Annotated in this window: 9 protein-coding genes and 1 CRISPR repeat array; all 9 genes read right to left on the bottom strand. The window is 47.0% G+C overall.

Annotation, left to right across the window (positions count from 1 at the left end; translation table 11 throughout):
* Positions 1–26: 26 nt before the first annotated feature.
* Positions 27–659 (bottom strand): nucleoside/nucleotide kinase family protein, encoded by a 633-nt coding sequence (locus tag A3IK_RS0114580; RefSeq protein WP_020560724.1) that lies wholly within the window; start codon positions 657–659, stop codon positions 27–29.
* Positions 656–2,146 (bottom strand): subtype B tannase, encoded by a 1,491-nt coding sequence (locus A3IK_RS0114575; RefSeq protein ID WP_020560723.1) that lies wholly within the window; start codon positions 2,144–2,146, stop codon positions 656–658. The genes A3IK_RS0114580 and A3IK_RS0114575 overlap by 4 nt, the downstream gene beginning before the upstream one ends.
* 275 nt (positions 2,147–2,421) lie before the next feature.
* The gene (locus tag A3IK_RS0114570) at positions 2,422–5,898 is read right to left on the bottom strand and encodes an indolepyruvate ferredoxin oxidoreductase family protein (protein ID WP_020560722.1); all 3,477 of its coding nucleotides are present in this window, start codon (positions 5,896–5,898) and stop codon (positions 2,422–2,424) included.
* A gap of 88 nt (positions 5,899–5,986) precedes the next feature.
* Complete coding sequence (locus tag A3IK_RS0114565; RefSeq protein ID WP_020560721.1) at positions 5,987–6,415, bottom strand: YqaA family protein; 429 nt, start codon at positions 6,413–6,415, stop codon at positions 5,987–5,989.
* Positions 6,416–6,470: 55 nt separating this feature from the next.
* Positions 6,471–6,800 (bottom strand): hypothetical protein, encoded by a 330-nt coding sequence (locus tag A3IK_RS0114560; protein ID WP_020560720.1) that lies wholly within the window; start codon positions 6,798–6,800, stop codon positions 6,471–6,473.
* Between the two features lie 582 nt (positions 6,801–7,382).
* Positions 7,383–9,511: a CRISPR direct-repeat array (repeat unit 28 nt; unit sequence GTCATAACCCCGCATGGGGATTCGTAAC).
* A gap of 141 nt (positions 9,512–9,652) precedes the next feature.
* Positions 9,653–10,759, bottom strand: a complete 1,107-nt coding sequence (locus A3IK_RS0114555; protein ID WP_020560719.1) for an RNA-guided endonuclease InsQ/TnpB family protein — start codon at positions 10,757–10,759, stop codon at positions 9,653–9,655.
* Positions 10,760–10,842: 83 nt separating this feature from the next.
* Positions 10,843–11,364, bottom strand: a complete 522-nt coding sequence (locus A3IK_RS0114550) for a CRISPR-associated protein Cas4 (protein WP_020560718.1) — start codon at positions 11,362–11,364, stop codon at positions 10,843–10,845.
* 7 nt (positions 11,365–11,371) lie between these two features.
* Complete coding sequence (locus A3IK_RS0114545; protein WP_020560717.1) at positions 11,372–13,399, bottom strand: DEAD/DEAH box helicase; 2,028 nt, start codon at positions 13,397–13,399, stop codon at positions 11,372–11,374.
* Positions 13,390–14,019: a hypothetical protein gene (locus A3IK_RS0114540; protein ID WP_020560716.1), complete on the bottom strand. Its 630-nt coding sequence runs from the start codon at positions 14,017–14,019 to the stop codon at positions 13,390–13,392. The genes A3IK_RS0114545 and A3IK_RS0114540 overlap by 10 nt, the downstream gene beginning before the upstream one ends.
* Positions 14,020–14,041: the final 22 nt, after the last annotated feature.

Here is a 14,041-nt window from a genome sequence, read left to right as displayed (position 1 = left end):
GCTTTGAGTATAAGCTTAAAGCGCTTTTAAAAATCCTTTAGTATATAATCGGCTGGCCTTGATTCGTTAATAATCGTATACGCATTAGGTAAGTCATTGAGTAATGCTTTACTTTTCGCGGTTTCCTCACTCAGCCCATAGCCAAGCCAACGCTCTATTAAACGCCGTTCCAATAGGGCAGTCTCAGCCTCAATCCAAACACTTAAATCCCATAAAGCATGGAGTTGTTGCCAAGGCTCGCGCTGTAATAATAAGTAATTACCCTCGACTATGAGTATCTTATGCTGCTCTTGTACAACTTCCGCCCCTGCTAATGCTAAATCACGTTCCCGATCAAAGACGGGAATAATCACTTCTTTTTCAGTTTTTAAGCGTTTAATTAAATGGATAAAACCCAACGCATCAAACGTTTCAGGTGAGCCTTTGCGTGTCAGTAAACCACGCTCGGTTAAAATACGATTATCTAAATGAAACCCATCCATAGGAATTACCTTAGCACATTCATTTTGCCCCTGATTCAACGCCATTACCAATTGATGTGCCAGTGTACTTTTACCCGCAGCGGGGGGCGCTGCAAGTGCAATGAGTTGTCGTTGTTTAGTATCACGTTGGCGAATTAGAGTCAGTAATTCAGTGCAGGATAAAACGGACGCTGTCATGGTGTCGCTCCTTGGCTAATGTGCTCTACCCAGCTAAACAGTTCCTCTAGATCGTAATCTCCACTATGCGGACGCTCCCAAGGCAAGGCAAAATCGACCTGATAACCTTTGTTTTGTAACAAAGTGGCTAAGATCACGGGAATAGCTAACGACGTGTCTTTATCTAGAGTGCCGTGGCGAATGCGCCAATAGTGTGCTGTTTTAGTATCGGGTATGCCCAGATAATAAAGCGGGTTCATCATTTTGACTAGCAAAGGATCAGCTAAACTACTTTCTACCGTAGAATGATCTTTGCCAAAGGCAGTAAAGTGCTGGGCATTAATAGCATCCGTACCAAATAACTCATTTTCTCCGCTACTTAAATCTAAGCCATCAAAAGCAGGTGGAGTTTTCATGCGTCCCATATAAGCAAGATAGTGGTTAAAATCGAGATCCATGACTTTTTTATTATTAATAGTCAGCCATTTTAGGGTTGATAAGTTTTTTCCCTGATCTATAGCCTGCTGAGCCGAACGCATAACATAGGTTTTAATACTGTCTTTAAAGGAGCCATTGCCTTGCTCATCTAAACTTAACGTTTGCCCATTAGCATCTTTTAAATGGAGGCTATTGAGATAGGCGGTAAAAATAGGTTTGAGCCGCTCTGAAACTTTGATTTGCTCCGGGGTTAAGGTGCCTGCCACGAGTTTGCGCTTGATTTGATAGTCTGTGCCTTTAGCAATGACTAGCTTTTTATAATCATGCAAGCCATTAAATTGCCACTCATACGCCGCATCGGCTTGATCTAAGTTCGTGATCGGACAATAGGCTGATACTGCAAAAATATCATCTCGGACATTTGCCGCCCCCAGTGCAGTGAGGTAGGGCACATAGTCGGAATTATTTCCCGTAGCACCTAATAGAGTGGCTAAAGCGCCCCCCGCACTTGTGCCATTGGCAATAATTTTCTCAGCATCACCGGGCATGGCTTTGTCATTATAGCGTAAATAGCGCACGGCGGCTTTGAGGTCAACAATGGCGGCAGGGGCTTTACCAATATAACCACCCTCGGCATCTTGATTGGTGCGTCCGCGTGCGGCAGGTGCTGCAACCACATAGCCCTTGCTCAAAGCCAGCAGGGTAGCATTACCCTCGCGCTCAACCTTGGGCGTATCCGCCTCGCCGGGCATATAGCCACCTACCCGATTAGGGAAAAAAATCGGCGCTGTAGTGATGTTATATGACCCTATGGTTTTACCCGTAAAGTACGCCTCTGGTACATACACATGCATATGTTGATATTGAACATCAACAGGCTGTGTTACATAAACAATATGCTCAAAGGCACGCACCTGAATGGATTGACCCTGAACCTTAAAGGTTTTGATTTTGTAATGATTAGGATCAAAATCAAGCGAATAGGTTTCAGGTAATGTCTCGGCGTAAGTACAGGTTATTGAACTAGATAATATAGCTGCAAGCAGGGTTAATGAATGTTTTAAATACATTATTTCACTCTAATAGCCGTCGTTAAGAGTTTAGTGTAGATAAAAATTGAGTAAATATCATGCAAAAACTAGAGCAAAAGTAAACGGATAGCTAGTGAAAGCATAGCACCTTGATAAAAAGCCTCTATAGCAGATTGGATTAATTAGTGATAGTTAAGTACTTGAGCCAAAGTAGTCCGGTATTTCTGGAACAGTCTTGGCGGCAAGGATGCCGCCTTGTAGCGTACAGGGAGGTATTCACAGCGGCTGCTCCAGAAATACCGGACTACTTTAACCTACTTATTGCCGCGCAGGCGTTGAATAGCGGCGGTTTTTACATGACCATAACCGCGAATGTGATCATAAGCGCGGAGTTGCTCTAATAGCTTAGGATAAGTATCTGCAGTTAAGGTCTGTGCTGCTTGTTGGATTACTTGGCTATACTCCTGAATTAAAGCCCGTTCTTGCCTCCGTTCTTGTGTGTAGCCGAATATATCCAAGGGCGTACCTCGGAGTATTTTAAGCCGAGCTAAAAGTGGAAATAGTCTATACAACCAAGCACCATAAGTTTGTTTCAGTGGCTTGCCCTCTTGGTCTTTTTTCGTGAAAAAGGGCGGGGCTAAGTGGAGTTTTAGCTGATAATCCTTACCTAATTCACCCGCAAAGGTTTGCGAAAGTTGTGCTTTAAATTCAGCACCGCTATAAAGCCTAGCGACTTCGTACTCATCCTTATAGGCCATAAAATGCGCTAGGTTTTTAGCGGCGGTTCGTGTTAAGGGCAGGGTGCTATCTAAGCCTAAGCGCTGCTCTGCTAATTGTAAGGGCTGGAGTAGGGTTGCATAACGTTCGGCATAAGCCTTATTTTGATAATGGGTGAGCCAGTTCTGATGTAAGTGGATTAAAGCGGCTAGATCTAGTTCTTCAGTCGGTTGTGCGGGTGAACTATTTAAGTATTCATGAGCATTGCCATAATGGGCGAAATAGCATCCCCATGCGAAGGCTTGCTCATTTTTGTCGGCTTGAACCGCATTCAAAGCCAACGCTTGTATAATGCTGTCGCGTTTTAAGGGAATCCAACCCTTTTGCCACGCATAACCTAGTAGCATCGTATTCGCAAATAAGGTATCGCCCAAGAGTTTCAGGGCTAACTCATTGGCATTTAAGAATTCAGCTACGCCAGCGCCCATACTGGTTTGGAGATCTTGGGTAATCGAAGCACCCGGAAAAGCCCAGCGCTGATTGGTAATAAATTCAGCGGTAGGGGTAGCACTACTATTAATAACGCCTTGGGTTAATCCTTGCAAAATCAGGCTGAGCGCTTCGGCTGAGGCCGATACTATGGCATCACAACCGATGATGAGATTAGCCTCACCCGTCGCAATTTTACTGGCATTGAGTTGAGACGGTTCCTGTGCGATTTGCACATGGGAGAGTACCGCCCCGCCTTTTTGTGCCAGACCCGCCATATCTAATACAGTAACCCCTTTATGTTCGAGATGAGCCGCCATCCCCAGCAATGCACCAAGGGTCACAATGCCGGTTCCCCCCACTCCCGTGATTAAAATCCGATAGGGATGGGTCAAACTAGGCAACAGTGGGGGCGGTAACTCGGTTAGGGTGATATTGGGAGCTTGATTCTCTTCTGGTTTGCGTAGTTGAGCACCTACTAGGGTAACAAAGCTGGGGCAAAACCCTTGCACACAAGAAAAATCCTGATTACAGGTCGATTGATTGATGTGGCGTTTAGTCCCCAATGGGGTGGTAAGCGGCTCAATGGATAAGCAATTGGATTGGGTTGAGCAGTCACCACAGCCCTCGCAGACGGCTGGGTTAATAATCACCCGTTGGGTCGATTCCGGTAGGGTGCCCCGTTTGCGCCGGCGGCGTTTTTCGGTAGCGCACATTTGTTCGTAAATAAGGATAGTGGTGCCGGTGGTGGTGCGTAATTGCTTTTGTACCGCGTCTAATTCATCCCGATGAAAGACGCTAATATCAGGCGGTAAACGATAGCTGGGCTCTTGATATTTACTTGGGTCATCGGTCACTACAACGGTTTTAGCTACACCTTCGGCTTGTACCTGAGCGACAAGTAGTGGCACGGTGAGTATGCCGTCTAAGGGTTGTCCGCCCGTCATTGCTACAGCATCATTAAAGAGAATTTTATAAGTAATATTAGCTTTAGCTGCCACCGCTGCGCGAATTGCCAACAGCCCCGAATGAAAATAAGTGCCATCACCGAGATTAGCAAAAACATGCGGGTCTTGAGTAAAGGCCATTTGACCTAACCATGCCACCCCTTCGCCGCCCATTTGACTAAAGGTCGCGGTACTCCTATCCATCCAATTGACCATATAATGACAGCCAATACCCGCCAGTGCGCGCGACCCTTCAGGAACCCGTGTGGAGGTATTATGCGGGCAGCCTGAACAAAACCACGGTTTGCGTTCCGTCGTGACACGGGGGCGGGCGGTTTCACGCTCTTTTTGCTCAATAATATGAATGCGTTCTAAAACATGAGCACGAATATCCTCTGGTAATACCATCGTCAGTAAACGTCGTGCGATGGCTTTGGCAACTATCGCTGGGGATAGCTCGGCGGTGGCAGGGAGTAACCATTCACTGCGCGGAATAGACCATTCTCCTCCGGCTCCATCGCGGGCGGCAAATTTGCCATAGACATTGGGGCGTACATCTTCGCGCCAGTTATACAACTCCTCTTTTAAGGCATATTCCAATACTTGACGTTTTTCTTCTACTACCAGAATCTCATCTAGCCCTTCGGCAAAATGCCGCGCATCCTGTGCATCTAAAGGCCAGACACAGCCCACTTTCATCATCCGAATGCCCAAGCGGCGACAGGCGGCGACATCAAGCCCTAAATCATTGAGGGCTTGGCGCACATCTTGATAGGCTTTGCCCGCTGTCAAAATGCCAAAACGGGCTTGGGGGGAGTCAATCACAATACGATTCAAACGATTAGCCCGCACATAAGCGAGGGCGGCATACCATTTGTAATTAACCATCCGCGCTTCCTGCACTAGAGGCGGATCAGGCCAACGGATATTTAAGCCCTCCGGTGGCAGGGTAAAATCATCGGGCAAAACGATCTGAATACGTTCAGGGTCTATTTCAATAGAGGAGGAGGTTTCTACGATTTGAGTGACACATTTTAATCCCACCCAGAGGCCAGAATAACGGCTCATCGCCCAGCCGTGCAGACCAAAATCGATAATCTCTTGTATAGTAGAGGGATATAAAACGGGGATACCACAGGCGGCTAAGAGGTGCTCGGATTGATGGGCTAAGGAGGACGATTTTGCGGCATGATCATCACCCACCACCATCAGTACTCCACCGTATGGTGAGGTTCCGGCAGCGTTGGCGTGTTTAATGGCATCGGTTGAACGGTCAGCGCCAGGGCCTTTGCCATACCAGAGTGCAAAGACTCCTTGATAGTTAGCCTGAGGGTAGAGGTTTAATTGTTGCGACCCCCAGACGGCCGTAGCCGCTAAATCCTCATTGAGGCCTGGCTGGAAGACAATATTATGGGAGGAGAGGTGGGATTGTGCGTGCCATAGTTGCTGATCAATGCTGGCTAAGGGCGAACCGCGATAGCCCGAAACGAAGCCTGCGGTATTAAGACCCGCTAAGTGATCGCGTACCTTTTGGAGTAAGAGTAAGCGCACTAGAGCTTGTGTGCCACTCATATAGGCACGACCTTTAAGCGTGGTATATTTATCGTCCAGCAGCGCACGCGGTAGTTTAGCTGTCATGGCATCACCCTCCACTTATTTTTATTCTAATTGAGGGATAGCATACTAAAAAATAAGCTAATTTACCCTAAACCTTGTTTTTTCAGTTTTATTCCAAGCCCTTTAATACCAACCAAGCTAGTACTATATAGCGTGAGCTTTTTGCTATGAGTACCAACATAATAAATTGCCAAAAGGGCATACGCATTAAGCCCGCGACTAAGGTTAAGGGGTCGCCTATAATAGGTAGCCAACTGAATAATAAAATCCCCGCACCATAGCGTTGAAAAAAAGCCTGTGCTTTAGCAATGGTCGGAGGTTTAAACGGGAACCATTTATGCTCTTGCAGGTGCATGGCGTAATAGCCTAAGCCCCAATTGAGCGTCGATCCTAGGGTGTTGCCAAGAGTGGCGGTGATCACTAGGAGCATTACTGCCTCCGGGGTATTTATAATGAGTCCGGCAAGTAATGCCTCGGATTGAGCAGGGACGAGAGTAGCCGCGAGTAAGGCACTCCAGAATAATAGCCAGTAAGCCATGATGATTTCGTATGAGTTTAAGCAAACTTAGTATAACGCTACTGCGGTGGTTTATTTAGCGTTCAAACGTATAAGCATACTCATAACGTAATTGTAATAGGGGTAAGGCTCGCTCACGCCAGAAGGGGGGCGATACACATCCGCTAATCATTTCACCTTTGGCTAATTTATCGATAAAAAAAGTTTTATCGTCGGTTAGGGGGCGACTGGTTAAGACTTCAAAAGCTTCGATCACCAGTTCCGTCAATTCCTGACTATTGTCGGGTAAGGGGACGCCTGAAAAATAGGCTTGTAGTTCATCCCATAGGTAGGCATCGCCGCGCAAATTCCATTGATTGGATTTAGGCTCAAACAGGTCGGCAATAGTTAATGGTTGCATGGGCATAGGTTACGATCCTTTTTTTAAATATTGCTATGGAGTAAGGGTGTTTGGTTTTCATCTAGGCGAATAAACCACAAGAAATAACCAAGTGTTCTAACAGTTATCATTGTGGCTATACTTTTATAAATGCAGTATTTTTGAGCAAAATACAAGCCCGGCCTGAAAGATAAGATGGTTATCAATCGGGGCACTCCAGTATGAGTAGTGATGGCTCTCTCAATAGGTTCAATGCCATAATATTAGTGTTTTGTTTTAAAAGGATATTATCTTTAACTTAAGGTGTTGATCTAAATTGATAGTAGGGTAAAAGCTATTTTAGTTATAGAGAGAAACTATTACATAATAGGTATTTAAAATAGTATGGTTTGTGTTAAACGAGGTATTTTCTCTCATATTATTGCGGCCTTTATTAGCATAGTTGTTTTTAATGTTTAGAGACGAGTCCTATTTTGTATATTGATACGTCCATTTGTATTTATGATCAGTATACCTGAATTCTGAGAATTGATAATCACTCTATATGAGAATCAGCTAGTTTTTTCTTCACTTTGAAGGGGCATGGAGGGTTAGAGTGCGGTTTTTAGTGCCATAACCCCGCATGGGGATTCGTAAGCGCCGCCGCTGGCATCCATCTCGTCATAACCCCGCAAGGGGATTCGTAACGCGCGGCATGGCATATGTGCCTGAGCTGCGTATTTGGTCATAACCCCGCATGGGGATTCGTAACACGCCTTGAGACTCCCGATCCTGAGCTATTTAGCGTGTCATAACCCCGCATGGGGATTCGTAACATGATTTGATAACGATGTGAACTTTGATAACTGAATGTCATAACCCCGCATGGGGATTCGTAACTCGTTGCGTCTCCTTTGCGGCCTGAGCCTTGAGCACTGTCATAACCCCGCATGGGGATTCGTAACCTTTAGAGCCATACTTGTAAGCGGCCTGCTCAGCGNGTCATAACCCCGCATGGGGATTCGTAACTCGTTGCGTCTCCTTTGCGGCCTGAGCCTTGAGCACTGTCATAACCCCGCATGGGGATTCGTAACGGGCTTTATTAAACAGAGAGTCGTTCTCGCAACAGAGTCATAACCCCGCAAGGGGATTCGTAACATGATTGAAAAGAGCGTAGTCACTGAGACTGACTTAGTCATAACCCCGTAAGGGGATTCGTAACTTTTTGCAACGCAGCAAGATTGGCAGCCATCTAAATGTCATAACCCCGCATGGGGATTCGTAACACCAGACTCGCGCCGTGCTTCAGCACGAGCCATGTAGTCATAACCCCGCATGGGGATTCGTAACTTAAGTATTTTACGGCGAGGAGTCGACCATCAAATTGTCATAACCCCGCAAGGGGATTCGTAACACCAGACTCGCGCCGTGCTTCAGCACGAGCCATGTAGTCATAACCCCGCATGGGGATTCGTAACATCTGTCTTCTTGCGGGTTTGGTTACTGGCAACGTTGTCATAACCCCGCATGGGGATTCGTAACCATGATGCGTTTAAATACGTCTGCCTGACAGTCAGGTCATAACCCCGCATGGGGATTCGTAACGGATAATAGCCACTGCCAGATCAAGGGCAGGCTTTTGTCATAACCCCGCATGGGGATTCGTAACATCGGTTAGGCGTTCGGCTGCTTTCTCCCTGATGTAGTCATAACCCCGCATGGGGATTCGTAACTAACGCTTGCTGCTCCACTGGCTATTATTGCTCTAGGTCATAACCCCGCATGGGGATTCGTAACCTAGTAGAGGTTGCTAAAAACATGCCGCATCGCAAGGTCATAACCCCGCATGGGGATTCGTAACCAAGAGAATTGCACTCCTTTTTAGAGGTGCAAACAAGTCATAACCCCGCATGGGGATTCGTAACGGCGACGCAAAAAAATAGCGGGACTGTCAGTGGGCGGGTCATAACCCCGCATGGGGATTCGTAACGAGTTAGTCATGGCGTTGATAGCATGTAAGCACTGTGTCATAACCCCGCATGGGGATTCGTAACACGGCTCCCACCAATGCCCAATACCGAACTATTGACGTCATAACCCCGCATGGGGATTCGTAACCTGTCTCAGCAAAGTGTCGTTTAAAAACCTATTCAAGTCATAACCCCGCATGGGGATTCGTAACGCGCGGAATGGCATATGTGCCGGAGCTAAGGATTTGGTCATAACCCCGCATGGGGATTCGTAACAGCTAGTCGCAATTGCTCCCGTAACGTTTTATTAAGTCATAACCCCGCATGGGGATTCGTAACTTAGAGCCACAAGCAAACCAACACCTCGTGTGCCACTGTCATAACCCCGCATGGGGATTCGTAACCGGGTTCGCGTGCTGCGTATTGGTTTTACTACCCTTGTCATAACCCCGCATGGGGATTCGTAACATCGACTAGCTCATCTCGATATTTAGCAATATCAGTGTCATAACCCCGCATGGGGATTCGTAACTAGCGTTGTAATCGTGTTAGGAGCGATCAGCTCGCTGTCATAACCCCGCATGGGGATTCGTAACCTACCTAGCAACGACGCAGCACTCAGACAATTGTCTGTCATAACCCCGCATGGGGATTCGTAACTTCTCGCAATCGCCGGGGAGTAAAGGATACGCGCCTGTCATAACCCCGCATGGGGATTCGTAACACCTCGCACGAGCGCATTAGCGCTGCTGTAGTGGGCTGTCATAACCCCGCATGGGGATTCGTAACCCCTGATTTCAACGTGTTTCTGGCTAAATACCGCTGTATCAGAGGAGTAAAATCTAACATAACTCATTGATGAATACACATCAACCCCCCGACTCAAATACTGCACTGGGGGTCGAAGTTCGCTTTGACATCCTCCCCGACCTAAAAGACGGGGATTCCTGCTGCCAGACGCTCATGTCCGAGCGCGAGAATGTTCTTAGCTGCATTGATATCTCTATCATGCGTTGCTCCACACTCAGAGCAAGACCATTCTCTTATTCGCAAGCCNNNTCTACCTTTNGGACTATTGGAGCCTATGCAGCCACAACACGAACANNCTTGGGTNGTGTACGATTCATTGACNTCTAAACACACACCTGACCGCGCACTCGCTTTGTATTTCAGTTGTGTCTTGAGTATGTGCCACCCTGCATCCAAGACGGATTTAGCCATCTTGGTTTTGGCTAGGGCTGAACTACTGACATTGCCAATGATGATTAAGCCGTTGTTTTTAACGACTTGGGTCGTGAATTGGTGAATGGAGTTTAGGCGGCGATTCTTGATTTTGGCATGAATCGCTTTGACTCGCTGCTTCTTATTAGCCCTTTGAGCTATACCCAGTTTAGATTCCAGTTCTCGATAGAACTGTTTGGACTCCAGTTTTAATCCATTGCTACAGGTAGCCGTGTCTTTAAGTCCTAGATCAATGCCGATTTGCCCTTGAGCGATCGACTCTATAAGAGGGACTGCTACGACCACATTGAAGTACCAGCGACCTCTAGCATCCTGAGAAAATGAGCCAGAACGGAATTCATATTGAGCTAGTCCATAGCTATCCCATACCTTGAAGTAGTGACCCGCATAGCGAACTTGCCCATTCTTCCATACGGCTGCACCTTTTTTGAAGGGTATCCAACCTAAGGAACGCTTAGAACCGCTAGAAATACGCCAGCGCAATTTGCTTTTCTTGAATTGCTTGCGGGCTTTCTCGTGGGCTTCCGTCACTTCTTGAACTGTTTGGGAATGAATGAGAAATCCACGTTCTTTACGCAAAGCGGCTTGAGAGTTGGCAAGATCATAAGCACTCACGTAGAGATGCAGCCAACCGACTTCGGGAANCGGTATTGCTGCGTAGTAAGCACTTTGCTCATTTGCTGCATTCCAGACCTGATTCACTTCAAACGCCATACGCTCCAGAATAGGCGTGTGCTTATCCTTAACTCGTACTTTTAGGGTTTTTAGAAAAGAAGAGGCCGGGGAGATTGTCATACTGCTATTCTACCTCAAGTAAATGACCGAATCATCGATTTGTAACCGATTTGCCTGATATCCCCACAGTGAACGACGGGGTTTTACGGCGAAACTGATAAAGCCATTTTAGGCGCACTCGGTACAGATTCTTGGTGGCTCAAACGTTCGAGCTGTTCAGAGGCTTGCCATAGTGTTGTTAAACGTGACTCATCCAATACCACCTCACGTCTACGCCGCGAACTTAAAATATGCGTATAGGCTCGCCAGACTTGTCCGGTACTAATGGATAATATCAGAGCATAAAACGCGGTTTGATTACTGGAGGCTTCAACCGCCCCACCAGTGCCTTTGTTTTCAAACACCATACACTGCTCCCAATCAATGCGATCCGGTGCGAGTCCCATTAAACCGCGCACTGAATGATCACGTTGATAACTGGTATCGTGCAGGGCGGTGCCGGTTTGTACCCGTGCATACCATTGGGCGAAATTAACCTTATGCAAATACATCCAAGCCCGCCGCTGACATAGTTCAATATGTTGAAAGTGCAAGCCATGCAGATTAAGACGCTCCACCCGCTCTACAAAAGCGGCGGCTTTTGACCATTGAAATTGTTCCGGCATAAGAAAATCACCATACCAAGTTCATAGTTGAAGTGCTTACTTCCGTATCGGTACTAGGAGTTAAGCCAGTTAAGGCAACTAATTGCTCAGCCGCTTTCATAGCATCGGGATAGTCATCCCACGCCATTTCGGTATCTATATCACGTTGATTATTCAGATGTTTGCGCCACTCGCTCCATAGGGCGCTATTGTATTCTAAGAATTTAGGGTATTTAGTATGTGGAAAATAGACATTCAAACGTCGAGTAGCTCGGTTTTTATCATCGAGTAAGTAGTCATCTAGCTCGCCTTGGAGCTGAAAATATTCTTGCTCACGCTCATCATAGCGAGGTGGGCAGAGGCGCATAATATCCGTTTCACGCTCTAGCCATACCCGATCCACTTGTAAGCGACGACCATCACCCTCTAGTACTGCAACGCGTTTACCAATGTCACGGTATTGTGCGGCTTGCATAAACAACAAGGTTCGCCATTGTTGCGCCGGTTTAGCATAACGTCGGTCTTGTAAGAGCGGCTCTAGTTGACTCAGCTTGCTATAGACCCATTTACTGCTATCCGGTTGATGTTGCAGCAAATGTTGTTTTCGGTGTTTAGCCGCACTAGGGTGACGGATGAGTAATTGCCAATATAGGCCGCTGGTATACACCGCTTGCTGCGGTAAGGCTCCAAAATATAACGTATTGGTATTAACAGGTTCGCCCTGAAATTGCTGTTGTGCTTCATGGCTTAATACTTGGCTTAGCTCTAGAATAGAAACTTTTGTATTTTCATGAGCACTGACCCACTCTTTTAAAGCACGTAACCACGGTTGGCGCTCACATAAAGCATTATCTAGGCGTACCACCACCAAACCATCTGCCCCTTTACGTGCTGCCCGTCCATAACGCTGCAAAAAATTCATGGGAGCAAAGCCAGATTCCATGAGCATGAGATTGGCAGCGCGGAAGGTGACACCGATTTCGACACTGGCGGTGGCAATTAAAATGGCAAATTGATCTGGGTCTTGTTGGCGTCCGGTATAATAGCCTGCCCGCGCTTGATGATGCTGAGCACTATCATCAATACTATTAATCACCAGCACCTTATTGGCAGGAATACCTAAGGCTTTAAATTGTTGAATAAGCGCTGGTAAATCACGGCGCAGATCCGCCAGTGCATTGTAGATTAAAACCACCTGCTGATCCTGTGCGACCGCGTACTGAATCGGCTCTAGGTACGCCCCAACTAGAGCAGGCATAGTGCTTTGTTCATGTAATACTAAACGCACATCACCGTGTAAGGCACGATCATTTTGTCCCTCGGTCAATACCTCTTTTAGCTCGGCTATTTCGCCTTCCGGTACACCTAACGCGGTTAGGGTAGGCTTGATATTCAGTGGGGTGGCGGAGAGTAGGCTGATTTTGGCACGTCCATAGCCAGTATGACCTGATTCAGTCGTGACACTGACTAATTTAGCGAGTAATGCCGCTAAACCAAAGCCTCGCGCTTCAATGGTGTGAAATTCATCAAAGACAATATGATCGAAGTACTCCAAGAGATCAAAGACGCTAAATCCGGCCTGCCCCTTATCTAATCCGGTCTGAGGGGCATCGGGACGACCACGTAATAAGAGTTGGTTTACCACTTCGGGTACTGCCACAATCATTTCACTCTCACCTTGCAGGCGCGGGCTGAGTCGCTGCATTTGGCGTACTCGTAAGCCGCGAATATGTGTGACTCCTTGCTCTTGCAAAACAGCGGTTTGGTCAGAACTCCAGACCGCTAGTTTTTGCTCGGCAAGTGTGCTCGACCAACCCGCCTTGATTAAGTTATTGATAACTGTAGCCGCAATGTTTTGTGCCAAACGCCGCGTAGGGACAATGAATAAGATACGGCTGCCTTGGAGTAAGGCTTTAATAAAGGCATAGGTTTTACCCGCTCCCGTGGGGGCATCAGCAATACGCACCCGTTTAGGCTCATCTAATAAGCGCTGTTGTAAGGGTGATAAGCCATTGGCTAGGGCAGTGACACAATGGCGTTTAACGATTAATTCCATTGCTGCACCTCGGCTAAGGCTTCTTTACTGCTCATCTTAGGCGTGAGTTGAATCCCATAGAGTAGATAACGCGCCACACTTAATTCCCGCCCAAATAAATGAGCTGTAGCAGCATTGAGTTGTACTTGTTCGACGGGTGCAGGCGTTAAACGCAGCATACCCCCCCGATGTAAACCAATACGAATAATTAGCTCATCGCGTTGTGTTTCTTTAAAGGGATCAAAGCCAAATAAAGCCCCGCTATAGCCAATACCTGCGGGTACTTCTTGGGTGGAAAAATAGTTTTTGAAATTACCCTTGCTAGTGACAGCATAATGACGACTTTTGAAGCCACCTTCCTCTTCTAGATTTAAGCGCCGCGTGATTGGAGCTAAGAGTCTTGGGGTAGTGGTGGTAAAAATCGAAGCTCGCCACGGCATAGCGTCTAAATCACGCTTATAGTCTTTAGGCGGCAAGCATACCGACGCTCGCATCATGCCTAAAGTGGCGGCTAGCCCAAACATAATCGCGTGATCACTAATTAATTCTGGCAGGGTGGAGCTACCCCCATGCACCATCAGCGAGTGATAGGCAAAGGGGGTGAGTGTTTCTGCCTGAATGCCAGTTATAATGGCTTTCATCAAATGTCTCCTAGGTTGAAAC

Source organism: Thiofilum flexile DSM 14609, from assembly GCF_000380185.1.
Classification (GTDB): domain Bacteria; phylum Pseudomonadota; class Gammaproteobacteria; order Thiotrichales; family Thiotrichaceae; genus Thiofilum; species Thiofilum flexile.
This window is presented reverse-complemented; position numbering and strand designations above follow the sequence as displayed.